The sequence below is a fragment of the Pseudomonas sp. JE3303 genome, assembly GCF_056312565.1.
Genome location: NZ_JBWGIF010000006.1, coordinates 129,207 through 154,649 on the forward strand (window position 1 = coordinate 129,207; position 25,443 = coordinate 154,649).

General features: G+C 61.6%; 36 protein-coding genes. 26 read left to right on the top strand and 10 right to left on the bottom strand.

Going from position 1 to position 25,443, the window contains the following annotated elements:
* Positions 1–2: 2 nt before the first annotated feature.
* Positions 3–926 carry a DNA cytosine methyltransferase gene (locus AC0ZZU_RS10420; protein ID WP_476340489.1) on the bottom strand — a complete coding sequence of 308 codons (924 nt, stop codon included), beginning with the start codon at positions 924–926 and terminating at the stop codon, positions 3–5.
* 76 nt (positions 927–1,002) lie between these two features.
* Here AC0ZZU_RS10420 and AC0ZZU_RS10425 point away from each other — a divergent pair, with 76 nt between their 5' ends.
* Positions 1,003–1,740: a DUF4145 domain-containing protein gene (locus tag AC0ZZU_RS10425; protein ID WP_476340491.1), complete on the top strand. Its 738-nt coding sequence runs from the start codon at positions 1,003–1,005 to the stop codon at positions 1,738–1,740.
* A 69-nt stretch (positions 1,741–1,809) separates the two neighbouring features.
* Positions 1,810–2,061 (top strand): hypothetical protein, encoded by a 252-nt coding sequence (locus AC0ZZU_RS10430; RefSeq protein WP_476340493.1) that lies wholly within the window; start codon positions 1,810–1,812, stop codon positions 2,059–2,061.
* Between the two features lie 98 nt (positions 2,062–2,159).
* Here the strand turns inward: AC0ZZU_RS10430 and AC0ZZU_RS10435 are convergent, their stop codons facing one another.
* The 9 genes from AC0ZZU_RS10435 to AC0ZZU_RS10475 all read right to left on the bottom strand — a co-directional run bounded on the left by AC0ZZU_RS10435 (position 2,160) and on the right by AC0ZZU_RS10475 (position 6,932).
* A complete protein-coding gene (locus tag AC0ZZU_RS10435) occupies positions 2,160–2,975 on the bottom strand; it encodes a DUF2303 family protein (protein ID WP_476340494.1) in 816 nt (271 codons plus the stop codon).
* A 21-nt stretch (positions 2,976–2,996) separates the two neighbouring features.
* The gene (locus AC0ZZU_RS10440; protein WP_476340496.1) at positions 2,997–3,344 is read right to left on the bottom strand and encodes a hypothetical protein; all 348 of its coding nucleotides are present in this window, start codon (positions 3,342–3,344) and stop codon (positions 2,997–2,999) included.
* Between the two features lie 88 nt (positions 3,345–3,432).
* Positions 3,433–3,981 carry a hypothetical protein gene (locus AC0ZZU_RS10445; protein ID WP_476340497.1) on the bottom strand — a complete coding sequence of 183 codons (549 nt, stop codon included), beginning with the start codon at positions 3,979–3,981 and terminating at the stop codon, positions 3,433–3,435.
* A complete protein-coding gene (locus AC0ZZU_RS10450; protein ID WP_476340499.1) occupies positions 3,978–4,247 on the bottom strand; it encodes a hypothetical protein in 270 nt (89 codons plus the stop codon). The genes AC0ZZU_RS10445 and AC0ZZU_RS10450 overlap by 4 nt, the downstream gene beginning before the upstream one ends.
* A 29-nt stretch (positions 4,248–4,276) precedes the next feature.
* On the bottom strand, positions 4,277–4,657 hold the full coding sequence (locus AC0ZZU_RS10455) for a response regulator transcription factor (protein WP_476340500.1): 381 nt from the start codon (positions 4,655–4,657) through the stop codon (positions 4,277–4,279).
* 162 nt (positions 4,658–4,819) lie between these two features.
* Positions 4,820–5,011, bottom strand: a complete 192-nt coding sequence (locus AC0ZZU_RS10460; RefSeq protein WP_476340501.1) for a hypothetical protein — start codon at positions 5,009–5,011, stop codon at positions 4,820–4,822.
* Between the two features lie 9 nt (positions 5,012–5,020).
* On the bottom strand, positions 5,021–5,230 hold the full coding sequence (locus AC0ZZU_RS10465) for a hypothetical protein (protein ID WP_476340502.1): 210 nt from the start codon (positions 5,228–5,230) through the stop codon (positions 5,021–5,023).
* A 56-nt stretch (positions 5,231–5,286) separates the two neighbouring features.
* Positions 5,287–5,598, bottom strand: a complete 312-nt coding sequence (locus AC0ZZU_RS10470) for a hypothetical protein (RefSeq protein ID WP_476340503.1) — start codon at positions 5,596–5,598, stop codon at positions 5,287–5,289.
* Between the two features lie 683 nt (positions 5,599–6,281).
* Complete coding sequence (locus AC0ZZU_RS10475) at positions 6,282–6,932, bottom strand: LexA family protein (RefSeq protein ID WP_476340505.1); 651 nt, start codon at positions 6,930–6,932, stop codon at positions 6,282–6,284.
* A gap of 101 nt (positions 6,933–7,033) precedes the next feature.
* Between AC0ZZU_RS10475 and AC0ZZU_RS10480 the strand changes: the two genes are divergently transcribed.
* The 24 genes from AC0ZZU_RS10480 to AC0ZZU_RS10595 all read left to right on the top strand — a co-directional run bounded on the left by AC0ZZU_RS10480 (position 7,034) and on the right by AC0ZZU_RS10595 (position 25,435).
* Complete coding sequence (locus AC0ZZU_RS10480; protein ID WP_476340507.1) at positions 7,034–7,225, top strand: hypothetical protein; 192 nt, start codon at positions 7,034–7,036, stop codon at positions 7,223–7,225.
* Between the two features lie 623 nt (positions 7,226–7,848).
* Complete coding sequence (locus tag AC0ZZU_RS10485; protein WP_476340509.1) at positions 7,849–8,514, top strand: phage antirepressor KilAC domain-containing protein; 666 nt, start codon at positions 7,849–7,851, stop codon at positions 8,512–8,514.
* Positions 8,515–8,525: 11 nt separating this feature from the next.
* On the top strand, positions 8,526–9,254 hold the full coding sequence (locus AC0ZZU_RS10490; protein WP_476340735.1) for a helix-turn-helix domain-containing protein: 729 nt from the start codon (positions 8,526–8,528) through the stop codon (positions 9,252–9,254).
* A complete protein-coding gene (locus AC0ZZU_RS10495; protein ID WP_476340510.1) occupies positions 9,251–9,934 on the top strand; it encodes a replication protein P in 684 nt (227 codons plus the stop codon). The genes AC0ZZU_RS10490 and AC0ZZU_RS10495 overlap by 4 nt, the downstream gene beginning before the upstream one ends.
* Positions 9,931–10,152 carry a hypothetical protein gene (locus AC0ZZU_RS10500; protein ID WP_476340511.1) on the top strand — a complete coding sequence of 74 codons (222 nt, stop codon included), beginning with the start codon at positions 9,931–9,933 and terminating at the stop codon, positions 10,150–10,152. The genes AC0ZZU_RS10495 and AC0ZZU_RS10500 overlap by 4 nt, the downstream gene beginning before the upstream one ends.
* On the top strand, positions 10,149–11,474 hold the full coding sequence (locus tag AC0ZZU_RS10505; RefSeq protein WP_476340512.1) for a tyrosine-type recombinase/integrase: 1,326 nt from the start codon (positions 10,149–10,151) through the stop codon (positions 11,472–11,474). Before AC0ZZU_RS10500 ends, AC0ZZU_RS10505 begins: the two co-directional genes overlap by 4 nt.
* Positions 11,437–11,766 (top strand): hypothetical protein, encoded by a 330-nt coding sequence (locus AC0ZZU_RS10510; RefSeq protein WP_476340514.1) that lies wholly within the window; start codon positions 11,437–11,439, stop codon positions 11,764–11,766. Before AC0ZZU_RS10505 ends, AC0ZZU_RS10510 begins: the two co-directional genes overlap by 38 nt.
* A 16-nt stretch (positions 11,767–11,782) precedes the next feature.
* Positions 11,783–12,118, top strand: coding sequence for an antiterminator Q family protein (locus tag AC0ZZU_RS10515; RefSeq protein ID WP_476340736.1), 336 nt, complete (start codon positions 11,783–11,785; stop codon positions 12,116–12,118).
* 194 nt (positions 12,119–12,312) lie between these two features.
* The gene (locus tag AC0ZZU_RS10520; protein WP_476340515.1) at positions 12,313–12,633 is read left to right on the top strand and encodes a phage holin family protein; all 321 of its coding nucleotides are present in this window, start codon (positions 12,313–12,315) and stop codon (positions 12,631–12,633) included.
* A 13-nt stretch (positions 12,634–12,646) separates the two neighbouring features.
* On the top strand, positions 12,647–13,378 hold the full coding sequence (locus AC0ZZU_RS10525; protein WP_476340517.1) for a hypothetical protein: 732 nt from the start codon (positions 12,647–12,649) through the stop codon (positions 13,376–13,378).
* 191 nt (positions 13,379–13,569) lie between these two features.
* Positions 13,570–14,115 (top strand): terminase small subunit, encoded by a 546-nt coding sequence (locus tag AC0ZZU_RS10530; RefSeq protein ID WP_476340519.1) that lies wholly within the window; start codon positions 13,570–13,572, stop codon positions 14,113–14,115.
* Positions 14,078–16,117: a phage terminase large subunit family protein gene (locus AC0ZZU_RS10535; RefSeq protein ID WP_476340520.1), complete on the top strand. Its 2,040-nt coding sequence runs from the start codon at positions 14,078–14,080 to the stop codon at positions 16,115–16,117. The genes AC0ZZU_RS10530 and AC0ZZU_RS10535 overlap by 38 nt, the downstream gene beginning before the upstream one ends.
* A complete protein-coding gene (locus tag AC0ZZU_RS10540) occupies positions 16,108–16,317 on the top strand; it encodes a primosomal replication protein PriB/PriC domain protein (RefSeq protein ID WP_476340522.1) in 210 nt (69 codons plus the stop codon). Before AC0ZZU_RS10535 ends, AC0ZZU_RS10540 begins: the two co-directional genes overlap by 10 nt.
* Entirely contained in the window at positions 16,314–17,870 is a 1,557-nt protein-coding gene (locus tag AC0ZZU_RS10545; RefSeq protein WP_476340523.1) for a phage portal protein, read from the top strand. Before AC0ZZU_RS10540 ends, AC0ZZU_RS10545 begins: the two co-directional genes overlap by 4 nt.
* Entirely contained in the window at positions 17,809–19,851 is a 2,043-nt protein-coding gene (locus AC0ZZU_RS10550) for a ClpP-like prohead protease/major capsid protein fusion protein (RefSeq protein ID WP_476340524.1), read from the top strand. The genes AC0ZZU_RS10545 and AC0ZZU_RS10550 overlap by 62 nt, the downstream gene beginning before the upstream one ends.
* A 66-nt stretch (positions 19,852–19,917) precedes the next feature.
* Positions 19,918–20,232, top strand: a complete 315-nt coding sequence (locus AC0ZZU_RS10555; RefSeq protein ID WP_476340526.1) for a hypothetical protein — start codon at positions 19,918–19,920, stop codon at positions 20,230–20,232.
* Positions 20,233–20,258: 26 nt separating this feature from the next.
* Complete coding sequence (locus AC0ZZU_RS10560) at positions 20,259–20,615, top strand: head-tail joining protein (RefSeq protein ID WP_476340528.1); 357 nt, start codon at positions 20,259–20,261, stop codon at positions 20,613–20,615.
* Positions 20,587–21,129 (top strand): hypothetical protein, encoded by a 543-nt coding sequence (locus tag AC0ZZU_RS10565; protein WP_476340529.1) that lies wholly within the window; start codon positions 20,587–20,589, stop codon positions 21,127–21,129. Before AC0ZZU_RS10560 ends, AC0ZZU_RS10565 begins: the two co-directional genes overlap by 29 nt.
* A 29-nt stretch (positions 21,130–21,158) precedes the next feature.
* Complete coding sequence (locus AC0ZZU_RS10570; protein ID WP_476340737.1) at positions 21,159–21,689, top strand: phage baseplate assembly protein V; 531 nt, start codon at positions 21,159–21,161, stop codon at positions 21,687–21,689.
* A 35-nt stretch (positions 21,690–21,724) separates the two neighbouring features.
* A complete protein-coding gene (locus AC0ZZU_RS10575) occupies positions 21,725–21,928 on the top strand; it encodes a hypothetical protein (protein ID WP_476340530.1) in 204 nt (67 codons plus the stop codon).
* Between the two features lie 4 nt (positions 21,929–21,932).
* Positions 21,933–22,259, top strand: coding sequence for a GPW/gp25 family protein (locus tag AC0ZZU_RS10580; protein WP_476340531.1), 327 nt, complete (start codon positions 21,933–21,935; stop codon positions 22,257–22,259).
* Complete coding sequence (locus AC0ZZU_RS10585) at positions 22,256–23,137, top strand: baseplate assembly protein (protein WP_476340532.1); 882 nt, start codon at positions 22,256–22,258, stop codon at positions 23,135–23,137. Before AC0ZZU_RS10580 ends, AC0ZZU_RS10585 begins: the two co-directional genes overlap by 4 nt.
* 1 nt (position 23,138) lies before the next feature.
* Positions 23,139–23,744, top strand: coding sequence for a phage tail protein I (locus AC0ZZU_RS10590; RefSeq protein WP_476340533.1), 606 nt, complete (start codon positions 23,139–23,141; stop codon positions 23,742–23,744).
* A complete protein-coding gene (locus AC0ZZU_RS10595; RefSeq protein ID WP_476340534.1) occupies positions 23,741–25,435 on the top strand; it encodes a phage tail protein in 1,695 nt (564 codons plus the stop codon). The genes AC0ZZU_RS10590 and AC0ZZU_RS10595 overlap by 4 nt, the downstream gene beginning before the upstream one ends.
* The last annotated feature ends 8 nt before the right edge of the window (positions 25,436–25,443 follow it).

Genomic DNA, 25,443 nt, shown 5'->3' on the forward strand with positions numbered 1-25,443 from the left:
GGTTATGCAGCCTCCAGCAGCGCTTCGATCACCCCCTGGCCAGCCAAGGGCGGTACCGCATTTCCCGCCATGTGCATGGTCAGCCGGTGGTTGTCCGGCCGAAGCGTGTCAGCGGGGAAGGACTGCGCGGCCAGGGCCTCGCTGGCGCTGAGCATCCGCATGCGGCCTCCGTCGACCAGCGCCCATCGATCCAAGGTGGTGATGGTGCCGATCGGCCTGCTCATGTCGCGCCCGGTCAGCCCTGAACCTTTGCCGTAGTATGGCATGATGAACCGCTCACCGAAGCGGGTTCGGCCGTTGCGGACCCGATCCAGCGTTGCCTGGGCCCGGCCTGGCTTCTCGATGGAGGACCAGCGTCCGGCGTCGAAGTTAAGGAAACTGGCGGCCGGTACGTGCTGGCGCTGCTGCAGCTGGAGCATGAGCGGCGCCCGGCTGCGGGTGATGACCAGGAACAGGCGAACCCGGTGCTGTGGCACGCCTAGGTCGGCACAGTCCACTACATGTGGCGCCACCTGATATCCCAGCGCTTGCACCGCGCCCAGCCAAGCGGGGTAGAGCGCCCAGTCGGTGAACTCGACCACGTTCTCGACCAGCGCCGCCTGGGGTCGGTGGAACTCCAAGGCCGAAACCACTGCCCAGGCCGTCGAACGCGAAGAGTCATGCTGCGGATTGCCGGACGCTTTGCCACGGGCTTTCGAGTGGCCCTGGCAGCAAGGCGAGGCCAGCAGCAGGTCGTGCGCAGGCACGTGCTCCCATCGAGCCTGGTGCAGGTCCTGGCAGACGTGCTCGGTATCCTTGTGGTTGGCTGCATGCCACTTAACAGCCTCAGGCCAGTGGTTTGCCGCCCAGAGAACCCGGACGCCCGCGGCGCGCGCGCCGGTGCTCCATCCGCCGAGGCCGGCGAACAGGTCGATTGCTGTTGTCATGTAAACCGCCCTCAAGAGTGGCGTAATTCGCCTGGTTAAGGTATGTATCGCTGAGGTTTGCCAATGGAGATAAGTGATGGCGGCGCAAAGACTCACGTTTGAGTTGAAGAGCAAAGAAGGGATTTCTTATAAATTCCCGTGTAGAGAATGTTGCCGTGAAACCAGTCACAAGGTTGTAAGCTGCTATGTGGAGAGTGGCTCAGAGGACACTGGAGGCAATAGCTATGATTGGCACGTAGAGCATCAGATTATTCAGTGTTTGGGGTGTGAAGATATATCTTTTAGAGTTTGCTCAACTAACTCTGAGGATTTTGAGCCGGACTATGAGTCCGACCAGTTTCATTATAATGAGACCGTAACTTTCTATCCTGGTAGGGCTGTGGGGTCGAGAGTGTTGGACCATTGGAGCCTCCCGTTCGGTATTGGGCAAGTTTACAGAGAGGCTCGTTCAGTAGTAGAGAATGACCTTTTAATAACTGGTGGTATAGCTATCCGAGCACTAGTGGAGTCAATCTGTAAAGATGTTGGCGCCGCGGGAGGCGACCTTAGCAAAAAAATTGATGATCTCCATGCGAAGTCGCTCGCAACCAAGGAAGGTATTGATACACTCCATAAGATTAGAAACTTGGGGAATTTGGCTGCTCATGAAGCCAAGGCTCATACTAAGGGGCAGTTATTGTTAGCTCTGGAGGTTGTTGAGCATATCTTGGTGGGGACTTATATCATTCCACAGAGAGTAAAAGCCCAGTTCAAAGATATCAAAGGGAAAGCACAGCCGGCCCTCCCTCCCGGAGAATCGGCTTCTAGCAGCTAGCCTTATTGAGGATCAAAAATTTATGATTGATGGCTTCTCGGTAGGGTAGAGTTTTATTACTGATCGACAATGACTCGGTTTGACTTAGAGGTTGAAATGGGAAAATACAGCATCACTGTAGGAGAGCTTCGACGCCAGCTCGAGTCGTACCCTGATGACGACGAGGTCGGCTTCGAGGGCGGACTAACACTGGGGCGCGTTAAGCGTAGAGGACCTAATCTGGTGAATATTGAATTCGGCGAGGCTCAGGCTGTCCTAGATGATGAGTTCAAGGCGGAACACCCCGATGTTTTAGTGGTATTCCTCAAGTCCGAAGACTGATGAGGTTTCGCAGGGCTGCAAATCCTCGCACTGGATATGCAGCCTTAAGCCTCCGCGCCACAACGGGCAGCATCGTGATATCGTGGTGCGGAGTAACATCACTTCGAATCAAAAGTGCCCAGCGCCAGCTTTGCGGACTCGTCTACCTTCTCCTCCAGAACCTGCTTGAACTCTTGAGCGATGGCCTCGCGCTGCGCCTCTTCGCCGAGCCAGCGCAGCTTGAGCACCGGCTGCGAGCCGCTGGTGATGACGGACATGCGCAGGCGGATCACCTGTTCGCCCAGGCCTTCGAAGGGGATTACCTTGAAGTCCAGCCAAGCTGGCAAGGTTTCCTTGCTGCTGGCCTCGATCGCATCCATGGTGCTGCGGCTGGCGCGAGTCTCGCTGACCGCGTGGTCGCTTTCCGAGGAAGCCTTGACGGTGATGGTGCGCACCGCGGCAATGGCCTTGGCGATCGACATCACCGCGCCGCTCTCATCGGTGGCGCTCAGGTGCTGGTTCCAGTCCTCGATCCAGTCGCTCATGGTCTTCTGGGCCAGGCTCTGGCCGCAGACCGCCTGCACAGCAGCGAACGCCGCCGAGGCCTTCAGGCGCAGCACGGCGCGGTCATCTGCGTGGCCGGGTTCCTCCGGGGTGCCCAGGTTGAACAGCACGATGCAGCTCATGGCGTCCTGATCGATGAAGCCGCGTGCGGCTGGTGCTGAGCGCTCCACCACGTAGGCACTGAAGTCGGCCAGCGAATGCGTGGAGAAGGTGCCACGGAAGCGGTTGCGACCTTCCTGGTAGCGTTCGAGGTCCACCACGTTGAAGTTCTGCGGGACGATGACCACCGGGCCCAGGCCTGGCACATCCCGGCCCACAGCCGCGATGGTTTGTTCCTGAATGAGTTCGAGCGCTTCTTTGCTGAGGGACATGCGAATTTTCCTTGGAGGGGTTTAGGCGCGTGGGTGAACTGGAGCTTGATCGCGAGTGAAAAGTTGGTCGTGCTTCTCCGGGAAGAGGGAGATGTTGCCGCCGGTACCGACGTACATCGGCGTGTCGAGGGTGGTGTTCTCGCTACGGGTACCGCGCTTGGTCGGCACCTTGTAGTCGAGCTTGTGCTTGATCTTCACCTGGTGTGAGTCGCCGATCTGGCTGAAGTCTAAGGTGATCGTGATCTTGCCAGTTTTGCCATGGTCAACGACCCCTGCGGCTACCTCGGAGAGGGCGTGGCCGATCTGACTGGCGAAGGCGCCACCGTTGAGCTCATGCAGGAACTCAGTGGTGTCTGTGGGCTTTGGCATTGTTGCGTCTCCTGGTGAACGATGCCGCTAGGCGGCAGGTTGATATGCTGCTGTCGCCGACCGTGCCGGATGCGCGCGGCCATGCGTTTCATGATTTGCGTTTCGCTCGCCTGTCGGCGGTTGTCGGGAATTCTTCCCCGAACTCCCGAAGAATCCGGCCGAGTTGCTTGAAGGAAATCTGCAGCTCACGAACAACGTCAGCTCGCGTCATGCCGATATTGCGGAAGGCAATGATTTGTTCGGACTTCAGTCGATCCTCTACGGGGTCGCTCAGCTTCTTGCCCAAGTTGCCCTTTCCCCTGTTTGGGTTGGGCTGGAACTTGAAGCCACCTGCTGCGGCAGCTCGAACTAGAGCTGATTGACACTTGCCCGTGTGAACCATGGCCTCTGCATAGGTCATGGTCTCTGCCAGCTTGCGAATCTCTTCGAGGCGCTGCGTGCGCTTGGCGGCTCTTGTGCTGAGTGGTTCCCGTGCTAGGGCGCGCGCGGGATCTTGATCACGGCGAGGCCGGGGCGGTACATATCCGAGGCTCGGGAGGGGCTGCACCGATCCGCCGTTGATGAAGAAGTTGTCAATGCTCGAATTCAGCTGGGCCAGCAGTGCGGCGCGGTGGTCGAGGTCTTGCCCGCGATTCATTGGCGAGGCACCAGCTTGCGGTCAGCAGCTGCCTCCAGCGCCTGGGCGAAATTCAGCGCGGCGCGGTGGGTAAAGCAGAAGCCCTTGGTCTTGCCGGTGAGTCGCTCGACGATGTGGAACGCCTTGCCCTTGCTGATGACCTGGAAGCGGATCTGCCTGGCAGGTGCTGGGCGGCCGATCAAGGCGTACATCTGATCGGTAGCAAGCGTGGTGCGCGCACGCATCGCCTCCAGGCCGGCCACGCGCTCTTGCATAGATGGATGCATTGGAATCTCCTCAAAGGGTTGGGAAGGGGTCAGACGTGGCATTCGAAGGCTTCAGCCGTCCGCTCCACACGAAGATGGGCAACACGGCGATCACCGCTCCGGCGCTCACGGCGGGCGGGGTCATCACCCATGACGGTGTGCATGGCGATCATCGCGGCGAGCATGTAGCAGGCCGGGCTGATGATCTGGCGCTTCATGGCTTCGGCCACCAGGGCGGTACGGCGCAGAACGCCGAGCTTGAACATTGCTGCGGAGAGGCGTTTGTCGACGGTGCCCGGGGCGATGTCGATGTTCTTGGCGATCTCTTTCGCTGTCAGGCCTTGGGCCACGAACAGAACGCATTGCAACTCACGCGGTGCAAGGCCACGCCCAAGGTGGCCCATCCAATCGCCGCTGGTGATCGTAGTCATGATGTATTGCCTCTCTGGGGTGGATGCATTGGTCGTAACGCTCGCTGCCGTGAACCTCCCGGACCAGGGGAGGGCGAGCGTTACGACCGATGCATCCAGGTGATGGGGAACCTGGCGCTCGGGCAGTTAACGTCAGGCTGACGTGGCGTTGGTTGTGAGGGTCTATCGGAATCGCGCTTCGAGCTCTGCGTGCGCGGCCTGTATCTTCTCGATCAGGTCGAGCCGCTCGATGCCTGTGAGCACATGCGCGGCGTAGAAAAGGCCGTTGACCACCTCGCTGTTATGCAGCGACATGACCTTCTTGCCGTCTTCGTGCACAGTCAGGCTGATCGTTTTGAGTGGGGTGGTTGTCATGGTGATGTCTCAGTCGACCCCGATATTTCCGCCGCCGGGCTTTTCGATCGTCTTGAGCATTTCCCGCTGAAGCTCACCGATCGCCCAGGCCGCAGCCATAACAGCAACGTCGCGGCACATGGCACCTTTCACTTCAAAGCCTTCAACACTGATGCCCTGTTTGGTGATGGTCACGCGCCCGAATTTTCGGATCTTCATTACATCGTCGGTCGTATACATGCCTGCCCTCCTGATGGCTCCCCGTCTGGCCCTGATGCCAAGGCCAGCCAGTGAAATCAGATGATTGCCGTCAGGGTTTTCGAGCCGTCAGCGTTCACGGTAGTGAGGTGCATGACTGCAGCAGCTTGCGATTGGTGGCCTTGGCTGATGATCGCGTTCGCTTTCGCAAAGCGCTGGTTGAACTTGCCGTCACCATCCGGCAGGTGGGTGGTACAAGTCAGGCTGGAGCAGTCCTCGCCATTTGGCCCTTCACCGTCATGCGCGATGTCGAAGCTCGCATGCATTGCAATGCCTGCGTCTTTGCAAATCTGGATGACCTTCTGCATGAGAGGGCTGATCTGGTGGTCGTAGATATCTTCTTTGTTCACGGTGCTGCCTCCAGTGGATTCCCAAAGCACCCGGTCGCCCAGGTGCTTCAGTGAATCGTTTGGATCTCGCTCCGCCGCCGATGGCATCGCTTTGCGCTTGTTCGGCCTTGAGCTTCCCTGGTCACGGCGCCTAGATCGGCTTCGGCTCCGTGGTCGTCGGGGTCAATGTTCGCTACACGACTGCCAGCTGCAGCTCTGCGGCCCAGTGAATGGGGCAGCTCGTCGTGGGTTGCCGGTCCGCTTTACGGCTGGGCTTGCTACTTCATGGGCTGTTTCCTCCTGTGGTGTTTTTTCCGCTCCATGCTCGGCGCCGCGGTTTCCCAACCTGGCCGGCGTCACACATTTCGTGATCGATGATCTTCCGGCTGGCTTTCATGGTTTGGCGTCCTCCCATGAGGGGAGTCCGGCAGCTATCCAGAGGCTGCGTGGTCGACGACTTAGCTTGTCCCGACCCAGGCGATGGCCTGGGTGCGTCGAGGTGGTCACGTCGGGTTGTTAAAGAGCGGTGGATCCTTTTGAGGCCCCAACCGGAGCGGCGTAATGCGCTTCGATGGGTCGAACAATACGAAACCGAATTAAAACGGTCAAGCGGTTTTAATCCGAAAGTGAATTAATTTGTGCGCAGGCAATAAAAAACCCGCCGGGTGGTGGCGGGTTTTGTATTACGGGCTAGGCGGGAGGTGCTACAGGAAGGAGGCGGGGTACTTGATATCAATCACTCTGCCGATGATGTGGACCGTCTCATCAATCACAATCATCTTGAAGTCTGGATTCAGCGGCTTGAGGTACTCAATGCCTGAATCCCTCACGTACTGCTTCAGCGTCGTCTCACCGGAGGTGCGAAGGCGAGCGATGTAAAACTTGCCGCTGACCAGATCAAAGCCTTCCGGTTTTACGAGGACTCGCATACCTGGAGTGAAGCCATTCCCCTGTGAAGGGGTCATCGAATCTCCTTGCACTTCAAGCCAGTAGCCATTCTCACCAGCATTCTCATTCGACGCCAACATCTCCGCGCCAAGCCCTAAATGCTTCACATCGCACGATTCAGCCCATGCACCTGCAGCTATCCAACTGATCACTGGGTACTCCTTAGCTTCCCTGTGCGGATGCGGCACTGATACCACATTCCCGTGGGTAGAGCCAAAAAGTAGCCACTCGGGAGTTACACCAAGCGAACGAGCCAGCTTCTCTACAGTGAGCTTCCTGGGGGTTTTGCTGTCCCCATGCAGGATCCGATGAATGGTCGGTTGCGGAACGCCGGCGCGTCGACCCAATTCGTTCTCAGAAAGGCCTTTCTCGGTCATTTTCGTGCGCAGCCGCAGCGCAATCGTCATAGCTTCGACCCGGCGAATTAAGGGAGGGCGAAGTGTATTGCCTGTGCTAATTCGGTAGCGTATTATCATGGCTAATTACAAACCGTATTAAAGGATGCTATATGACCATCACCCAGATGCTGGCCGACTTGGCAGAGGAGGGCTGGAGCCAAGCGCGCATTGCGGAGCAGTGCGGGGCGACTCAGACCACGATCTTCAGGATTACCAAGGGTGGAGGCACCAGATACGAAGTGGGCAAGGCGATTGAGGCTCTTCACAAGAAAGTGATCAAGGCCAAGCGCAACGCCGCTTAACCATTCTGGATGACACGCCGGGCATCAGCCTGACCCTGAAACGAATTATCAACGATCTGGCTTTGCGCCAGTAGTGAGGTCGTCCCGCTGTTCATTCATCCAGTACTTATTTCATAGACATAACCTGGCAGCGGTCAGCAGGAGAAAGCGGTGAGAAAGATTATGAATACTGGCAAGCGACTGTGGCTCGGAGGGCATTTTGAGAACGGGGTTATCTACTCTCCGCTAGAGCTACTGCTGCTCGTAGGTTTGAAAGAAGTGCTTCGACGCAGACTTCGACGGACTCTCCGGTGGTGTGGTTTATCAACCAAGCCGGACCGAAATGTGTGGGATCGAAACTCACAACGTCTCGGAGGTTTAGGTCCCCCTGCATCAGATCCATCACCAGGTAGCCCGCAGGCGACCTCGCAACATACCGGCCAATGTTCAGATTCGCCGCCGCAATAGCGCCCTTAACCATTCCATAGCCTCCTTGGCCAATTTACGGACGAAAAAAAACCGGGTGGCACCCCGGTTTCTTCAAACACTCAACGAGGTCGATTATGCACATCGCACACGATTCAAGCAATACCGGAGCTGGCGCGTCAGTTCTGGCTGGATCACCAAAGCTGACGAATCAGGTGATGTCCTCCCGCGAGATCGCACTGCTCACGGGCAGCACACACGATAACGTGCTCAAGACGGTCCGCTTGCTCATCAAGAAGGGTGTCGTTTCATCGAACGAGACCCCCTACACCCACCCGCAGAACGGCCAGCGCTACGTCGAGTTCCTGCTCACCTACCGAGACACCATGGTGGTCGTCTCGGGGTACAGCGTCGAACTGCGCGCCAAGATCATCGATCGCTGGCAGGAGCTGGAATCGCGAGTGGTGGCCCAGGTCCAGATCCCGACCAACTTCGCCGAAGCCCTGCGCCTAGCTGCCGACAAGGCCGAAGAGAATCAGCGCCTGCAAGTAGCCCTGGCCCAGCAGGCGCCCAAGGTCGCGGCCATCAACCGACTGGCTGGAGCCGGCGGGGCGATCTGCATCACCGACGCGGCCAAGCAGCTGCAGCTGGCGCCGTCGAAGCTGTTCGCCTGGATGGAGGAGAACCGGTGGATATACCGCCGCCCAGGATCGACGCGCTGGGTCGCCTACCAGCCACGCATCACTGCCGGCCTGCTCAAGCACAAGGTCACGTCGCTCAAGCCGCACCCGGAAACGGGCGAAGACCGCGCGGCGTACAGCGTGCTTGTGACCACCAAAGGCCTGGCCTACCTGGCCGAGAAGAACGCCGGGGGTTCGTTGTGAGCGTTCAAGCCATGACCTGGGCTCTCGCCATCCCGAAATCCGAGATCGAGAATCCTGCTGCACGACACGTCCTTCTGTGCCTCGCCAACTACGCCGGTAGCGATGGCCGTGGCGCCTTCCCATCGGCTGCCACGCTGTCCGAAGACACCGGCCTGTCCGAGCGCACTATCCGCCTCAAGCTCGACGAGCTGGCCGCAGCTGGCTGGATTGTCGAAGGCAACCAAGCTATCGCCGCGGCCTACATCGACCGCCGTGACCGTCGCCCAGTCGTGTACGACCTCCAATTGAAACGGGGTGCATCTGCTGCACCTCGCAAAGAACGGGGTGCAGCAAACCGAACGGGGTGCAGCTCACAGCAGAACGGGGTGCAGGAAAACGCAGAACGGGGTGCAGCAGCTGCACCCAATACGTCAATTAACCAATCTACTCACTCTCTGCGCGAGCCGTTCGAAATGTTCCTGGACTGGGAGCCGGATCAAAACCAGCTCAAGGCCTACGCACTTCGTGCAGGACTCACCCTGGACAACTTCGGCTCCAAGGCGATCGCAGGGTTTGTGCTGCACCACGACGCGAAGGGCTTGGTGCAGACCGAGAAGCAATGGCTCGCCGCCCTGGTCAACTGGGTGAAATCGGACCTGGCCCGGGCAGCTCGATCCGCTACCGGCAAACCGAGCGCGCAGCAATCCAGCTCTTTCGATGACGACGACACCTCATGGATCAACGGGGGGAGTGACCAGTGAACCAGGTAGCCACCATCGCCCATGGCCTCTGGGCCAAGGTACAAACCGGCCAGTACATCCCTGCTGGGGACACGCTGCCAGCCGAGGTCAAGGCTGAGCTTGATCGCAAGACCGCAACGGTGATCAACGGGCTGTTCCGTGATCTGCGAACCATCTTCAGCGCCTGGAAGCAGGCCTGGCCGGACATGAACACGTACAAGGCCGCCAAGCAGCAATGGCTGACCGCGTTCCTTGAGGCAGGGATCAATACCCCCGAGCAGCTGCAGTTCGGGCTGATGCGCTGCCGCCAATCGGGCCGCGAGTTCATCCCGGCGCCGGGCAAGTTCATCGAGTGGTGCCAGCCATCGCCGGAGATGCTCGGCCTGCCAACGCTGAAAGCGGCGTTCCACGAAGCGTGCCGCAATGCCCACCCATCGATGGCCGGGGCAGGGAAGTGGTCGCATGACGCGGTATGGCACGCGGCGAAGGAGTGCGGGTTTGAAAACCTGAACCGCCTCGCTGCCGACCTCAGCCTGAAGCTGTTCGAGCGCAACTATGCCATCGCCGTGCGCCGCCTGATGGCGGGTGAGCCGCTCCAGGCAATGCCGCTGGCGCTTCCCGCGAAGGCCCAGCCGCGCCGTACGCCCGAGGTTGGCCGCAATGCGCTGGCCGCGCTGCGCGCCTCGAGGAAAAGCGCATGAGCGATCCAGTGCTGCTGGCGCCTGATCCTGCTGAGTACCGCTACGCACTGTACTGCCACAGCCAGGCCTTCGGCCTCAGCCACCAGCCCCAGCCGCCGGTTGCCCTGTACCGCGACGAGCAGTCGGCCCGGCTGCACGGCGTACGCATGTGGCCATCTGCATTCGAAGTTGTCGATCTTCAAGAAGAACTGCTGCGCGAGAGGCTGGTTTCGGCATGAGTGCAACTGTGGCGGTGAAATTGTCCGATGCTGAAATACGCCGACAGGCAGCCGAGCTCGCGGTGCGCGATCTGCGCGACCCACGTCACCCTGGTTTGAGGTTTCGGTTTGACAAAAGCCGGCAGGCAGGGACGTGGTTCTTGGTTGTCCGCCGTAAGTGGAACCGGCTCGCTCGTTTTCCGGAATACGGTCCGGCTGCCATATTTGCTGAGCTGCCAGCGCTTCGTCAGCGGCTGCTGGGACAACCAGGTGATGCCGTTGCCCTCGAGGGGTTGGTGACGATGGGCGATCTGCTCCGTTGGTTCAGCGAGCGATCAGCCAGCGATGCAGCGTTGTCCGCATCCTGGAAGGATACGGTCAGGACTGTGATCAGTAAGCAGCTGCTGCCGCGGCTCGATGACTTGCCGATTGGTGCGCTGACTGCTGCCACCTTGGATAAGCGACTGATGTGGCCCGCTCAGGCGGAGTACTCGACAGCTTATGTCCGGCAGATGTTCCGAGTGCTGAGCCTGGCTGTTGGGAAAGCACGCGAGCTGGGCCTGCTTGGCGTCAATCCCATGGCCGAGATGAAGTTCAAGCACTTCATCAAGACTAAGATCCTGCCCAAGGACGGCCGCCTGCGTGCAGACCACCTGGCGGAAGTCGTTCCAACACTTGGCGGCCTGTTTGAGCAGGCCCCGGCCGACGCGATGCTGGCCTTGTTGATGATCTGTCACGGCACGCGGTTGGGCGAGTCGCGACAGGCCGAGTGGGCTGACTTCACCCTGAGCCATGCAGAGTGGTTCATTCCTGCGATTCGGACCAAGACCCGGACCGAGCACCGGCTGCCACTAACCCCGCAAGTGTGCGCCCTGTTGCGCCGGTACCGCGCCCTGCAGATCGCAGGCGGGTACAGCGGGCAGTACCTGTTTCCCGGTCGCAAAGGGCAGCCCCTTAGCCAGAGTCAAGCTTCAGCAGTGTTTCGCCGTCTTGCCAGCCGTGCGTGGTCCAGCCACGACCTGCGAAAGGTCGCAAGAACTGCATGGCTCGACATGGGCGTTGATGGGTTCATCGGCGAAATGCTGCTCAATCACTCACTTGGCAAGGTTGCTGATACCTACATCAAAACCAAAGGCAACGGGCTTCGCCGGGAAGCACTTGAGCAGTGGCACGAATGGTTAGACGGGGTCGGTTTTGCAGCCATCCATGGGTTGACGGGCGTGCAATCCGCAATTTCTCACAACGGGCCGCAGCCCAAACCACGCAAGGCGCGGAGCCCCATCGACGAATTTATTACAGGGGAGAATGCAAAACGTGAAAAACAGCATGAGCCGTGGCTTTGATCATCCGCGCCTGGACCTGATTCGGTGTCCAGTTTGTCGGGGTAGGGCGGTGGTGATGGGGGTGTTTTATGAGCGTGCTTGCGGCGACTGCAATGGTTCGGGTTGGGTTGTTGAGGATTCTAGGTTGGTGCTTTCGTTGGAGGAGCTGGTAACGCAGTTGAGCTTCAAGTTGCAGGCGGCAGAACAAGAAATATCGGCACTGAAAGCCCCACAGAGGGTGGTCGGGCCGGAGCAGCAGTACACAGAGTCCAATCGCCGAGGTGCGGGTGGGTCAAATTACACTGGGGATTAAGGTGAAGGGCATGGGGATGTTAGAGCGGACGGTTGAAGATCTGTTGGAGCATTGGGGCAGGTGGGTGGTACTGGGATCGGGGGTATCGTGCTGCGCATCGCGTGAGAACGATGTAGCGACACCCATGATCACGGATGACGAAGCGTTGATGATGGACCGTCTGGTAGGGCGTCTGCGCAATCGATATCCGGAGTGCGGCAAGGTGATCATTCGTTACTACACGTCACGGGACACTGCTTTAGTTGATGTCGGCAAAAAGCTTGGGTTTGGCGCAGAGAAGACCAGGCAGTTGTGGAAGGCAGGAATAGCCTGGATAGACGGCGCTTTAGAAAGTCGGCGCGAGGCAGCTTGACAGCCCCGGGCCGAATCTTTAGATTTACGTTACTTTGCGGTTTTTCCGCGTGCAAAGCCCGTCTCTCAAGGCGGGCTTTTTGCTTTTTAGAGCCCAGCCATCGCGCTGGGCTTTTTCGTTTTCGGCCCTATGCCTGGCTCCTTGCCCCGAGCGGATGACAGTGTCCTAGCGGCCGACCCTACAGAGGAATGCAGATGAGTACCGAGCATCAGGCTCTCGCCGATGTACCGCTTTGGCTATTGATCCTCCTGAGCATGGCAGGACTTTCCGGAGAGATGTTGCGGGCATCAGGCGCCGACCTGAGTCTGCGACAGATTCTGCAGCGGGTGGCTCTACGCTTTCTGGCGTCGGGCTTGCTCGGCATGGCAACCCTTCTGCTTGCCTTGGCAATCTGGAACAACCTGTATCTAGCTGCTGGTCTCGGCATCGTCATTGCTGTGATCGGTGCAGACGTTGCTGGTGGGCTCTACACCCAGTTCCTGGCCAAGCGCGCAGGGGTGCAGTCGGAACAATAATTGAGGTGGCTCAATGATTGACCTGAAGATCGCCGCTGATAGCAATGCGCTGTTCCGGGAAATCTCGGACATCAAGGGTAAGCAGATCCCCTTTGCCCTGGTACTGGCTCAGACGCGCCTGGCTCAGCGGGTCAAGCCGGGCGTGCTGGAGGTCATGGAGAAGCGCCTGGATCGGCCGACCCCCACCACCATGAAAAGCCTGTTTGTCCAGGCGGCGACCAAGTCCCGTCCGGCCAAGGTGTATTTCAAGGATGCCTGGACCACGGGCATTCCGGCCGACACCTACCTGCAGCAGGCGGTGCAGGGCGGCCAGCGTCCGCACAAGCGGTTCGAGAAGTCGCTGATTGCCCAGGGCCTGATGAAGTCGAGGCAGTTCGCCCTGCCAGCCAAGGACCTGCTCAACCAGTACGGCAACGTCTCGCGGGGCACCATGACCCGCATCCTGTCGGGTCTGGGTGCCGCCGAGGGTGGCCGCGGCTATCAATCCAACGCCACAGGCAGCAAGCGCAGTAAGCGCAAGGGCAACGCTGAGCGCTATTTCGTTGGCACCATCGACGGCGAGATGGGGGTGTGGGAGCGCAAGGCGCGCAAGCAAGTGGCGCCAGTGTTCCTGTACAGCAAGGGCGCGCCGGGCTACCGGGTGATCTTCCCGTTCTTCAAGATCGCGGGAAACATCGCCAAGGCGCACCACCAAGCCGAGCTCACCGCCGCGCTCAAGCAGGCGGTCGCCACCGCGCGGCCGTGATCGCGCCCCCGTGGCTGAGAGGTCGGCCAGCTGGTCGCCGAGGCCCCCGCCACCCCCTCGGGCGGCACCCCGACCCCACCCCCACCCCCCGTCGATGGGTCCTCCCAGGCCCACCGGCGATAGGGGGTAATTCGGGCCCCGCTCTTTCGCTATGTATGACCCAATTTCGGAGGTTGGTTGTTGTTTAGTCCATGACAAATCCAACGATCACCCGACAGCCGTACTGGCTGAACAAAAAACGTATGGCCGAAAGCCTCGGGATTTCGGTTCAAGCCTTTGACAAATGGGGCGTCGAGCCAGTCGCCAAGATCGGTCGAGAGTCGTTCTATGACACCCGCTCGGTGCTGGATAACCGCCTGCAGCACCAAAGCGGGAAGCAGCAACTTGGCGATGCCGACAAAGACCCAGACCTTGAGTACAAGACCGCCGTCGAGCGTTTCCGTCTGACCAAAGAGCAAGCCGACGCCATGGAGATGCGAAACGAAGTCAAGCGACGCCACCTGGTCCCGGTTGATTTCATGACGTTTGCCTTCGGTCGGCTCACCAGTTTGATCGGCTCAACGCTCGACACCGTGCATACCAAGGTCAAGCGCAAGCACCCCGATATCGAACCACGCCACCTTGAAGCGGTGCAGCGTGAAGTGGCCGTTACGCGTAACGAGGCGGCCAGTCTTCACGACCGTTTGCCGGAGATTCTCGATGAGTTCCTTTCAACCCTGGATGACGACACTGGCTAACGCGGTGCGTGTTGGCTTGTCGTCGTTGTTCAAAGAACCGCCCATGACTGTGGTGGAGTGGGCTGATAAACATTTCTACTTGTCCTCGGAGTCTTCCTATCAGGAGGGGCGATGGACAACGGCGCCGTTTCAAGTGGCCATCCTCAATGCGATGGGCAATGACCTGATCCGCGAAGTCAACTTCGTGAAATCGGCGCGACTCGGTTACACCAAGATGCTGATGGCTTTCATCGGCTACCTGATCCAGCACAAGAAGCGCAACGTGCTGATGTACTGCCCGACCGAGGGTGACGCCGAGGGCGTCATGAAACGCCACATCGAGGGCATGATTCGCGATGTGCCGGTGGTGCTCGATCTGGCGCCCTGGTACGGCATGAAGCATCGCGACAACACCCTGGAGGCCAAGTGTTTTGCTAATCGCAAGATGCTGTGGTGCCTGGGTGGTAAGGCGGCACGTAACTATCGGGAAAAGAGCCCGGACACCGTCATTTACGACGAGCTGTCGAAATTCGATGAGGATATCGAAGGCGAGGGCGCCCCGACGTTCCTGGGTGACAAGCGTCTAGAAGGTGCCACCTTCAAGAAGTCGATCCGGGGATCAACACCTACTGAATCCGAAAAGTGCCAGATCAGCCGTGCCGCGATCGAGTCGCCGCACGACCTGCGGCTCAGCATCAAGTCGCCGTGCTGCGGTGCCGAGCAGGTGTTGCACTGGGGCGGCAAGGATGAGCCGTTTGGCATCAAGTACCGCCTCAATGAGCGTCAGGAGGTCGAGGCCGCCTGGTATCTGTGCGCGCACTGCCAGGGCGGCACGTTCGAATATCACGAAATGGTCGAGGCCGCCGCCGAGACGGGCCGCTGGATCTGTCAGCGGTCCGGCATCTGGACGCGCGACAGCATGGAGTGGTTCGACGCGTCGGGTGAGCCGACCGTTACGCCCCGTTCGGTGACGTTCAGCGTGTGGACGGGATACTCGACGTTTACCACCTGGATCGATATCGCCACTGACTTTGCCAAGGTCGGCAAGGACCGGGGCAAGCTCAAGACCTTCGTCAACACCACGCTCGGCGAGGTGTGGGAGGAAGACCAAGGCGAAAAGTTGGACTGGGAGCAGCTGCGCGACCGCCGCGAAGTGTTTGGCCAGGTGCCCAGCAGGGCGGTGGCATTGTTTGGTGGCATCGATACCCAGGACGACCGCTACGAGGGCCGGATCTGGGCCTACGGCGCCGGCGAGGAAGCCTGGCTGATTCACCGCTTCATTCTCACGGGCGACCCGGCCAGCATCGAGCTGCGCCGCAAGGTCGGCCGCGAGCTGCACCGTAGCTTCACCCGAGCAGATGGATCGGTGATGCGCGTGGAACGCTGGTGCTGGGACTCGGGCGGCCACTACTCGGACGAGGTCCGCGCCGAGAGCCGCAAGCATGGCGTGCAGTGGGTGATCCCGATTTTCGGGGCCAGCACCTACGGCAAGCCGATTGCCAACTTCCCACGCAAGAAGGACAAGCGCAGCAAGGTCTACCTGACCGAAGTCGGTACCGACAACGCCAAGGAATTGATTTACAGCCGCCTCAAGCTGCAGCCGGACGGTCCTCGACCGGTGCCTGGCTGCATCCACCTGCCCGCTGATGAGCTGGTCTGTGACGAAGACGAGCTGCAGCAGCTGACCAGCGAGCGCAAGAAATGGGCGGTCATCAAGGGCCGCCGAGTCATGCGTTGGGATGCCGGCGGCCGCCGTAACGAAGCGCTCGACTGCGCGGTGTATGCACTGGCCGCCCTGCGCATCAGTCAGCAGCGGTTCGGCCTGGACCTGGATCTGCTGGCCAGCCAGAACCCTGACACCGGGGTATGGGAAGTGGAAGAAGACGATGACGTACCCGTTGCCGAGGACGCGCCGTCCCCGGCTGCAGTGTCAGCGCCTGAACCGTCGGCGGCCCCGCCGGCATTAGAAACCCAGCCTGCCGCCGGCGGCTGGATCGAGACAGGAGCAAACGCATGGCTGTGACAGCCCAAGAAATGGTCGACCGTTACCTGCAGGCTGAAATGGCGCTACTGGAAGGCGGCAAGGATGTGCAATTCAATGGCCGTCGGGTCGTGATGGCGGACCTACCGCAGATCCGCGCCGGTCGGGTGGAATGGGAACGCCGGGCGGCGCATGAGGCCCGCGGGGGGCGTCCAGGGCATTCCCTGGCGACGTTCGGGTGATCGGCGAACTGGTGGACCGGGCCCTGGAGCCCTTTTTCCCCAGGGTAGTGGCCGAGCGCCTGCGGGCGCGCAATGTGATCCAGGCCTTCGAGGCAGCGCGACCGTCACGGACACACAAGGCGGTGAAGCAGACGCGCGATGCGGACAGCGCGTTGCAACCCGCGCTCAAGTCGATCCGCGAGCAGATCCGCGCGCTGGATGAGGACCACGATCTGGTCACTGGTCTGTTCGATCGGATGGATGAGCGAGTGGTGGGTGGCCCTGGTATTGCCGTGGAGCCTATTCCGATGCGTTCCGACGGCACGGTGCATACCGAGTTCGCCAGCGCGATCAAGGCGTTGTGGGGGGAATGGTCGCTCAGGCCCGAGGCTTCTGGCGAGCTGACGCGGCCGCAGATGGAGCGCTTGGTGTGTCGCACCTGGTTGCGCGATGGCGAGGCCTTGGCGCAGATGCTGATGGGTACGGTTCCGGGTTACCAGCACCTGCATGGGGTGCCGTTTGCCCTTGAGTTGCTGGAGCCGGACTACCTGCCGGTGGAATACGACGATTTGTCTCAGGGCATCGTCCAGGGCGTCGAACGCGATTCCTGGCGCCGTGTACGTGCCTACCACCTTTTCAAATCGCACCCCGGGGCCAAGATGACCGGCGGTCTGGCGCAGAACACCAAGCGCGTGTCGGCCGACAGGATGATTCACATTGCCCACCGCAAGCGCATTGGCCAGAACCGTGGCCAGCCGCTGCTGCACGCCGTGGTGATCCGTCTGGCGGATATCAAGGACTACGAGCAAAGCGAACGGGTGGCCGCGCGGATCAGCGCGGCGCTGGCCATGTACATCAAGAAGGGCACGCCCGACGACTATGTGATGCCCGGCAGAGGGCAAGCCCAGGAGCAGCGTACTTTCCCCTTCGCCCCGGGCATGGTGATCGACAACCTGCTACCGGGTGAGGAAGTCGGGACCATCGAGAGCAACCGCCCTAACCCGTTCCTCGAGGGTTTCCGTAACGGCCAGTTGAAGGCCGTGGCGGCCGGGACGCGCAGCACCTATTCCAGTGTGGCCCGCAGCTATGACGGCACCTACTCGGCGCAACGCCAGGAGCTGGTCGAGGGCCAGCTGGGTTACGACCTGCTGCAGCATGAGTTCATCGACTACTGGTGTCGCCCGGTGTACCGCGCTTGGCTGCGCATGGCGGTGATGAGCGGGCAGCTCAAGGTGCCGGCGGACGTCGACCAGCGCACTCTCTACGGCGCTTTCTACCAAGGTCCGGTCATGCCTTGGATCAACCCGGTGCATGAGGCGACCGCCTGGGAAATTCTGGTCAAGGCCGGGTTTGCCGATGAGGCCGAAGTGGCCCGTTCACGGCAACGCAACCCATCGGAGCTCAAGGCGTCCCGCATCGCGGAGATTGCCGCGAACCGTGCGAACGAGCTGGTGTACAGCTCGGACTACTACCACCAAATCTATGGGGCGAATCAACCCAATGAACCTGCAAATGACAAAGACCGAACCCCCGATGCTGATGGTCCCGCAAGGGTCGGCGGGGGTGACGAATAGCGGCGGTGCGAGCTGGTACACCATCCAGGCGGCTGCGACGCAAGGTGTAGCTGATGTGTTCCTGTTTGGCGATATCGGCGATTCAGGCATCACCGCGCAGCAGTTTGCCAACGACCTGCGCGCGCTCGGTGACGTGTCACAGATCAATCTGTACGTGAATTCGCCGGGCGGCGCCGTGTTCGAGGGCATGGCGATGTACAACCTGCTCAAGGGTCACAAGGCACGCAAGATCGGTACCGTGACCGGCCTGGCGGCGAGCATGGGCAGCGTGGTGCTGATGGCCTGCGACGAAATCCGCATCCCGGCCAACGCCATGATCATGGTGCACAAGCCCTGGGGCATCCAAGGCGGTGATGCCGAGGCCATGCGCACGTATGCCGCAACGCTTGACCAGTTCGAGAGCGGCATGGTGGCGGTGTACGTCACCAAGACCGGCAAGAGTGTTGCGGAAGTCGAAGTACTGCTGGCCGCCGAGACGTGGATGACCGGCGCCGAGGCAGTCGCCCTGGGCTTTGCTGACACGCTGCTGGAGGCCGTCGAGGCCTTTGCACAATTCAACTCCAACCGCATGAAGGACTTCACCAAAATGCCCCCAGCTGCAAAACACCTGTTCGCCCCAAGCGGCTCGGTCACCCTGCCGACCAACGTGCCCGGCAATCCGGCGCCGACCAACCCGGCGGAGACCGCCGAACAGATCGCCGCGCGCGTCCTGGCCGCCGACGGCACCCGTCGTCTCGCGATCAACGCCGCATTCGTGCCATTTGCAGGCCATGAGGCGCTGCGCGACACCTGCCTGAACGACGTCAACTGCACGGTCGAGCAGGCCAACGCCAAGCTGCTGGCCGCCATCGGGCAGCAGACCACACCAACAGGCAGCCTTCGCCAGCCGGGGCACACCACCAACGGCAACCTGGTCGGCGACTCGGTTCGCGCCTCGCTGTATGCCCGTGCCGGCCTGGGCGAGTTGGAGGCCGACAACGGCTTCAACAACATGACCCTGCGCGAGCTGGCCCGCGCTTCCTTGGTAGAGCGTGGCGTCGGTGTAGCCTCGCTCAACGTGATGAGCATGATCGGCCTGGCCTTCACGCACGGTACCAGCGATTTCGGCAATATCCTGCTGGACGCTTCGCACAAGTCGCTGCTGGAGGGCTGGGCCAAGGCGGATGAAACCTACCACCTGTGGACCAAGAAAGGCCGTCTCGGCGATTTCAAGGTGCACAACCGTGTAGGCCTGGGCTCGTTCTCGTCCTTGCGCGAGGTTCGCCCAGGTGCCGAGTACAAACACATCACCCTGACCGATACCGGCGAAACCATCCAGCTGGCCACCTTTGGCGAGCTGTTCACCATCAACCGTCAGGCGATCATCAACGACGACCTGGATGCGCTGACCCGCATCCCGTACCTGTTGGGCGAGGCGGCACGGGCCACCATCGGTGATCTGGTTTACGGCCTCCTGACCGGCAACGTTCAGATGAAGGACGGCAAGCCGCTGTTCGATGCCTCGCGTAAAAACCTGTTCACCGGTGCCGGTTCCAAGCTGTCGATTGAAGCACTGAGCGCGGCCAAGACCGCCATGGCGCTGCAGCCAGCTTTGACTGCCAAGGGTGCGCAAACCCGGCCACTGAATATTCGCCCGGCCTTCCTGTTGTGCCCAGTGGCGCTGGAAGACAAGGCCAATCAGTTGATCCGTTCGGCGTCGGTGCCAGGCGCTGACACCAATGCGGGCATCGACAACCCGATTCGCAATTTCGCCCAGACGATCGCCGAGCCGCGCCTGGATGCCGCTTCGTCGAGCGCCTATTACATGGCCGCCAAGCAGGGTGCGGACACCATCGAGGTGGCGTACCTGGACGGCATCGATACGCCGTACATCGACCAGCAGGAAGGCTTCACCAGCGACGGTATCGCGTCCAAGGTCCGGATCGATGCGGGCGTGTCTGCGCTCGATGCGCGCGGCCTGAATAAGTCCGTCGGCGCGTAACCCGTCGTGACCCTCAAACACCCCGCTTAGGCGGGGTTTGTTGTTTCTGGAAAGGAGTAAAACGCAATGCCCACCAACTATGTAAGTTCGGGCGACACCGTCACGCTGCCAGCCCCTACCGGTGGCTCGGTCGCCGGTGTGCCACAGGTGATCGGTGATCTGGCGGTGATGCCGCTGCAATCAGGCTCCAAAGGCGCCGCGATCGTCTATCGCACCGGTGGCGAATGGGACGTGCCTGCTGCTGTGGGCCTCAAGGCTGGCAGCAAGGTCAGCGTGCTGGCGGGCTCGCTGGTGGCGGCGGACACCCCCGAGTCCAGCCCCTACGGCAAGCTGACCAGCGACACGGTCAACGGCTTCGCCTCTGTACTGATCGTCCAGTAATGGCGGGCGCGTCCTTTCGTGAGCGCATGGCTGCACTGACTGGGCGAATCCTGGTACGCGTGGGTGACCGCGCGACCCTGGAGGATGGAACCCCAGTGTTGGGCACCTTCGAGGACCCGTTCCTTGATCCCCAGATGGGCGCCAAGGGAGGCAACGGTCGATTGGCCATAACGGTTAATGCCGACGCGGTGCGCGAACCCCGCTTTACCGTGCTGGCTGCGGACGTGGCCAAGCTGGGCAAGGGCGTCGTGCTGACCGTGGAGCTGCCTGCCGCCGAGGGCGGCGGACGTTACAAGGTGGTCCGGCCCGAACCGCAAGGCGACGGCATGGTTGCCCTGGTGCTGGAGGTGGAGCGTGAGCGAACAGCAGACATTTTCGCCTGAGCTGCACCAGCTGCACGACGCCATGACAGCGGCGATCAAGGCGGGCATGCCGCAGGTGGTGTACATCAAAGACCATCCGGTGCTGGAGGAGGGCATGCCTCTCCCGGCGCTGATCTACGCGCTGACCAACCTGGCGCCGGGACCTGACCCGGGCGACGGCCGGGTGTGCCTGCTGGCCACCTTCGAGGCCTGCGTGCTGGTCGAGTCGTCGCGCGATCGGGCACCGCTGCAGGCGGCCATTCTGGCGGGCAAGCTGGTGCAACTGCTGCACAACCAGTATTGGGATATGGACTTTGTCGACCACGTCCAGGACGTGCAGGCGATACCGACCGAGTCCATACCCGTGCTCGAGCATTGTTCGGCCTGGTCAGTTTCGTGGCGGCAGCCGGTCTACCTGGGCGACACGGAATGGCTGTGGCCAGACGAGCCGCCGGGCACGCTGGTGTTCGGGTTCAGTCCGGACACGGGTCCAGGCAGCGAGCAGCATTACCAACCTCCGGAGGCCCTGGAGTGAGCGGCTACGCCAGTGCGCAGCACGACCGCATGCTGGCCGGACTGATCATCCCGTGCCGAGTCGTCGCCGTGGACCTGCCCGCTGCCATGGTGCGCGTATCCGACGGCGGCGACTGGACCAGCGCCTGGGTGCGCTGGCATAGCCAGGCCGCAGGCAAGGCCCGCCACTGGCGTGCGCCGAGCCTGGGCGAGCAGGGCGCGCTGATCAGTCCGAGCGGCGAACCGGCGCAGGGTACGTTTGTGCCCGGGCTGTACGGGAATGCCGGCGCGCAGCCGGACAACCGCGACCATGTCGAGGTGTGGCGTTTCGACGATGGCGGCTCGCTGGTCTACGACTGGCAGGCCAAGAGCTACAGCATCACCCTGCCCAGCGGCACCGTGGCCATCAAGGTCGGCGGCAGCGAGGCGGTGGTGACCGACAGCGCGATCACCGCCAAGGCAGGCGATATCACCCTGACTGGCAATGTGCTGATCAATGGACCGTTACGCGTAACGGGCGATATCAAAGGCGGCGGGAAGATCATCGACACGACTGGCAACACGCCTAACCACAAACACTGACAGCCCGCCGCGTGCGGGCTTTTTTTGGAGCAAATATGGCTACCAAGCAAACAACCGCGGCACCCGCTGCAGCGGCGACGATTACCTATGTCGACAAGGAGTACGCGTCTCGCTCGCTGTTCTTGGGCGGTGGTCGCCCCCTGGCGATCGCCCGGGGCCGTATCAGCGTGCCAGCGGATGACGCCGAGGCGCTGGCCTATCTGGATCAGCGCGCGGACTTCGAGCGCCTGGCGGAGTAATCCCATGATCGGAATGGACCGCCGCACGGGGCAGCCGCTGTCCGGCCAGGCGCATCTGCGGCAGTCGATCGAGGTCATTCTGAGCACGCCGATCGGCAGCCGCCGGATGCGTCCTGAGTTCGGCAGCAAGCTGCGCCGCTATGTCGACCTGCCGGTCAATGAGGGCTGGAAAAGCGCGGTGCAGGCCGAGGTGGCCCGCGCCCTAGGACGGTGGGAACCCCGCCTCAAACTGGAGCGGGTGCGTGTCACCGCCATTGTCGGCGGGCAGATCACCCTGGAGCTGACGGGCCGTTATCTCGGCGACGGCGTCGTGCTGGAGGTAAGCGCATGAGCACAATTGAACTGTCGGCGCTGCCTGCGCCGCAGGTGCTGGAAAGCCTGGATTACGAGGAAACCTATCAGGCCGGGTTGGCGGCCTTTCGCGCATTCATGGGCGAGAACTGGGACGCCGCACTGGAAAGCGATCCGGTGGTGGCGCTGGTCGAGCTGGGCGCCTACAACCGCCTGCAGAATCGGGGCCGGGTCAATGACGCGGCCAAGGCGCTGCTGCTGGCCTACGCCAAGCGTGCAGACCTGGACCAGCTGGCCGCCAACGTGAACCTGCAGCGCCTGGTGGTGCAGGCCGAGGACCTGAACGCCGTGCCACCTGTGGAGGAGGTGCTGGAGGAGGACGACGCGCTGCGCGAGCGGGTGCAGCTGGTGTTTGAAGGTCTGACCACGGCCGGGCCGCGTAACAGCTACATCCTGCACGCGCGCAATGCCTCGGGGCTGGTCGCCGATGCCACCGCCGAAAGCCCGTCACCGGCGACGGTGGTGGTCACGGTGCTAGCGCTTGAGGGCACCGGCCAGGCCGCTGCCGATCTGCTGGAAACGGTGCGCACGGCGCTGAGTGATGAGGATGTGCGCCCGGTCGGTGATCGTCTCACCGTGCAGAGCGCCCAGATCCTGCCGTACCGCATTGACGCGGTGGTGTACCTGTCAGGCTCCGGACCGGAAAACGAGGCGATTCTGACCGAGTGCAACCGTCGGCTGAGCGCGTGGATCAATCCCCGGCGTCGCCTGGGGGTGGAAGTGGCCCGCTCGGCCATCGACGCGCAGCTGCATATCGACGGGGTCAGCCGGGTGGAAATTCCTGGCTGGGCCGACATTCGACCGACCAAGGCCCAGGCGGCATGGTGCCAGGGCGTTACCGGAACGCGGGGTGCCTGACGTGAGCAGTTTGCTACCGAACAGCAGCACCCTGCTGGAGCGGGCGATTGAGGTGGCGACCGTTGAGACGATCGAGGCGCCGCTGCGCACGCTGTACAACCCGGACACCTGCCCGGCGCACCTGCTGCACCAACTGGCCTGGGCCTGGTCGGTCGACCGCTGGGACAACAACTGGTCCGAGGCGGTCAAGCGCTCGGTGATCCGTTCGGCGTTCTTCGTCCATGCCCGCAAGGGCACCATCGGCGCGCTGCGCCGGGTAGTGGAGCCGCTGGGCTACCTGATCGAGGTGCGCGAGTGGTGGCAGACCGTCCCCCTGGGTGTGCCGGGCACCTTCGAGCTGCAGGTGGGCGTGCTCGATACCGGCATCACCGAGGAAATGTATCAGGAGCTGACCCGCCTGATTGACGACGCCAAACCCGTTAGCCGGCACCTGACAGGACTGGCCATCGCCTTGTCCAGTGCCGGCAGCCTGCGCTTGGCCGTGAGCATGGCCGAGGGTGAAGAAATCGACGTGTACCCGCCGATGTCGCGCGACATCGAGGTCAGCGGGTCCTATGGCCATGTCGGCCGCGAACATCAAATCGAATATCTGGACGTGTACTCATGACGACAGCGAGCAGTCAGTTTTTTGCCATCCTGACGGCGTTGGGGGAGGCGAAGCAGGCCAACGCCAACGCCTTGGGCACCCCCTGGACTTTCTCACAGATGGGGGTGGGAGATGCCAACGGCACAGAGCCCATCCCGGATCGGCTGCAAACGAAACTGATCAACGAGCGTCGGCGCGCCGCGCTCAATCAGGTCAAGGTCGACCCGAGCAATGCCAGCATCATCATCGCCGAACAGGTGATCCCGCCGGACGTGGGCGGCTGGTGGATTCGCGAAATCGGCCTCTACGACTCGGCGGGCGACCTGGTCGCCGTGGCCAACTGCGCGCCGAGCTTCAAGCCGTTGCTGACACAAGGCACCGGCAAAACACAGGTGGTGCGGCTCAACATCATCGTTACCAGCGCGGCCAACGTGCAGCTCAAGATTGATCCGGCCGTGGTCCTGGCGACGCGTGGGTATGTCGACGACCAGTTTCTCAGCATTCTGCCGCCGAGCAGAACTGCCGGGACCTATACCAAGGTACAGATCAATAACCGCGGCATCGTGGTCGCGGGGTCCAACCCGACCACCCTGTCTGGCTATGGCATCACCGATGCGCTTCCCAAAGATGCCGGCGGCCTCCTGGCGGCACCCGTGCAGATCAAAGGGACCGTGGGCGGGCTGGCGGGCAGTCAGTTTGTCACCGTGGGCAACCTCACCACCGACAAGCCTGCAGACATCGAATATGGCGCCGGCATACACGTCAAGTATCCCGAAGGTCAGTACGGCCTGCAGCTCATTGGTGGCGTCAATACCGATTGGCTTGGCTTCCGCCGTGTAGATGCTTCGGGCGCCGGTGGAAACTGGCGAAAGCTCTGGCACAGCGGCAATTTTGACCCGGACGGGAAGGCTGACAAAGCGACCTCGCTGGCTGGTTATGGCGTTACGTTTGCGACCCAGGCCGAAGCGGAAGAGGGAACTAACAGCACCAAGCCAGTAAGCCCCTCGCGTGTGCTGCAGGCCATTACGGCGAAGGTCGTTCAGGCCACCGAGACCGTGCTGGGCATCGCCAAAATTGCTACCCAGGCCCTGGTCAATGGTGGAGCCGATGACAGCACCATCGTCACCCCCAAGAAACTGGCGACCCAGTTCCCGTACCGGGGCATTGCCATCTATGCAGCGCCTGGGGTGTTCAACTGGGTGGTTCCGGCGGGCGTCACCAAGGCATGGGTTGAGGTGTATGGCGGCGGTGGTGGCGGCGCGATGAACAGCGCAACGGCAGGGGCCAGCGGCGGCGGTGGCGCCGGGGTGGCGATGAAGCTGGTGACGTTGACGCCGGGCACCTCGGTGACCATCACTGTCGGCGCCGGGGGTGAGGGTGCGGCGTCAAACGGCACGAACGGGTCGGCGGGGGGTGCCAGCAGCTTTGGCTCTGTCTGCTCCGCTACAGGCGGATCTGGCGGCCGTGTGGACTCGGTCCTGGGCGCGCCGGGGTCTGGGAGCGGTGGCGATATCAACTATCGCATCGGTGTGGGCGGCGGTCCGATCACTACCCCCAATGGCGGCTTGCATGGCGGCATCGGCGGTGGTGGCGAGAGTGCGGGGGCGGGATCTGATGTTGGCCGCCCATCGCAGCCCGGAATGGGCGGCGGCGGCCGCACCGTCAGTAACGGTGCGCCAGGTGCGCACGGTGCGGTCAGAATTTACTACTAGGGGCAAAT

Excerpts from the sequence above, each read along its gene's own strand:
- AC0ZZU_RS10420 (WP_476340489.1), bottom strand. The coding sequence starts at position 926 with ATGACAACAGCAATCGACCTGTTCGCCGGCCTCGGCGGATGGAGCACC.
- AC0ZZU_RS10425 (WP_476340491.1), top strand. The coding sequence starts at position 1,003 with ATGGCGGCGCAAAGACTCACGTTTGAGTTGAAGAGCAAAGAAGGGATT.
- AC0ZZU_RS10430 (WP_476340493.1), top strand. The coding sequence starts at position 1,810 with ATGACTCGGTTTGACTTAGAGGTTGAAATGGGAAAATACAGCATCACT.
- AC0ZZU_RS10435 (WP_476340494.1), bottom strand. The coding sequence starts at position 2,975 with ATGTCCCTCAGCAAAGAAGCGCTCGAACTCATTCAGGAACAAACCATC.
- AC0ZZU_RS10440 (WP_476340496.1), bottom strand. The coding sequence starts at position 3,344 with ATGCCAAAGCCCACAGACACCACTGAGTTCCTGCATGAGCTCAACGGT.
- AC0ZZU_RS10445 (WP_476340497.1), bottom strand. The coding sequence starts at position 3,981 with ATGAATCGCGGGCAAGACCTCGACCACCGCGCCGCACTGCTGGCCCAG.
- AC0ZZU_RS10450 (WP_476340499.1), bottom strand. The coding sequence starts at position 4,247 with ATGCATCCATCTATGCAAGAGCGCGTGGCCGGCCTGGAGGCGATGCGT.
- AC0ZZU_RS10455 (WP_476340500.1), bottom strand. The coding sequence starts at position 4,657 with ATGACTACGATCACCAGCGGCGATTGGATGGGCCACCTTGGGCGTGGC.
- AC0ZZU_RS10460 (WP_476340501.1), bottom strand. The coding sequence starts at position 5,011 with ATGACAACCACCCCACTCAAAACGATCAGCCTGACTGTGCACGAAGAC.
- AC0ZZU_RS10465 (WP_476340502.1), bottom strand. The coding sequence starts at position 5,230 with ATGTATACGACCGACGATGTAATGAAGATCCGAAAATTCGGGCGCGTG.
- AC0ZZU_RS10475 (WP_476340505.1), bottom strand. The coding sequence starts at position 6,932 with ATGACGATTGCGCTGCGGCTGCGCACGAAAATGACCGAGAAAGGCCTT.
- AC0ZZU_RS10480 (WP_476340507.1), top strand. The coding sequence starts at position 7,034 with ATGACCATCACCCAGATGCTGGCCGACTTGGCAGAGGAGGGCTGGAGC.
- AC0ZZU_RS10485 (WP_476340509.1), top strand. The coding sequence starts at position 7,849 with ATGTCCTCCCGCGAGATCGCACTGCTCACGGGCAGCACACACGATAAC.
- AC0ZZU_RS10490 (WP_476340735.1), top strand. The coding sequence starts at position 8,526 with ATGACCTGGGCTCTCGCCATCCCGAAATCCGAGATCGAGAATCCTGCT.
- AC0ZZU_RS10500 (WP_476340511.1), top strand. The coding sequence starts at position 9,931 with ATGAGCGATCCAGTGCTGCTGGCGCCTGATCCTGCTGAGTACCGCTAC.
- AC0ZZU_RS10505 (WP_476340512.1), top strand. The coding sequence starts at position 10,149 with ATGAGTGCAACTGTGGCGGTGAAATTGTCCGATGCTGAAATACGCCGA.
- AC0ZZU_RS10510 (WP_476340514.1), top strand. The coding sequence starts at position 11,437 with ATGCAAAACGTGAAAAACAGCATGAGCCGTGGCTTTGATCATCCGCGC.
- AC0ZZU_RS10515 (WP_476340736.1), top strand. The coding sequence starts at position 11,783 with ATGTTAGAGCGGACGGTTGAAGATCTGTTGGAGCATTGGGGCAGGTGG.
- AC0ZZU_RS10520 (WP_476340515.1), top strand. The coding sequence starts at position 12,313 with ATGAGTACCGAGCATCAGGCTCTCGCCGATGTACCGCTTTGGCTATTG.
- AC0ZZU_RS10525 (WP_476340517.1), top strand. The coding sequence starts at position 12,647 with ATGATTGACCTGAAGATCGCCGCTGATAGCAATGCGCTGTTCCGGGAA.
- AC0ZZU_RS10530 (WP_476340519.1), top strand. The coding sequence starts at position 13,570 with ATGACAAATCCAACGATCACCCGACAGCCGTACTGGCTGAACAAAAAA.
- AC0ZZU_RS10535 (WP_476340520.1), top strand. The coding sequence starts at position 14,078 with ATGAGTTCCTTTCAACCCTGGATGACGACACTGGCTAACGCGGTGCGT.
- AC0ZZU_RS10540 (WP_476340522.1), top strand. The coding sequence starts at position 16,108 with ATGGCTGTGACAGCCCAAGAAATGGTCGACCGTTACCTGCAGGCTGAA.
- AC0ZZU_RS10550 (WP_476340524.1), top strand. The coding sequence starts at position 17,809 with ATGACAAAGACCGAACCCCCGATGCTGATGGTCCCGCAAGGGTCGGCG.
- AC0ZZU_RS10555 (WP_476340526.1), top strand. The coding sequence starts at position 19,918 with ATGCCCACCAACTATGTAAGTTCGGGCGACACCGTCACGCTGCCAGCC.
- AC0ZZU_RS10560 (WP_476340528.1), top strand. The coding sequence starts at position 20,259 with ATGGCTGCACTGACTGGGCGAATCCTGGTACGCGTGGGTGACCGCGCG.
- AC0ZZU_RS10570 (WP_476340737.1), top strand. The coding sequence starts at position 21,159 with ATGCTGGCCGGACTGATCATCCCGTGCCGAGTCGTCGCCGTGGACCTG.
- AC0ZZU_RS10575 (WP_476340530.1), top strand. The coding sequence starts at position 21,725 with ATGGCTACCAAGCAAACAACCGCGGCACCCGCTGCAGCGGCGACGATT.
- AC0ZZU_RS10580 (WP_476340531.1), top strand. The coding sequence starts at position 21,933 with ATGATCGGAATGGACCGCCGCACGGGGCAGCCGCTGTCCGGCCAGGCG.
- AC0ZZU_RS10585 (WP_476340532.1), top strand. The coding sequence starts at position 22,256 with ATGAGCACAATTGAACTGTCGGCGCTGCCTGCGCCGCAGGTGCTGGAA.
- AC0ZZU_RS10595 (WP_476340534.1), top strand. The coding sequence starts at position 23,741 with ATGACGACAGCGAGCAGTCAGTTTTTTGCCATCCTGACGGCGTTGGGG.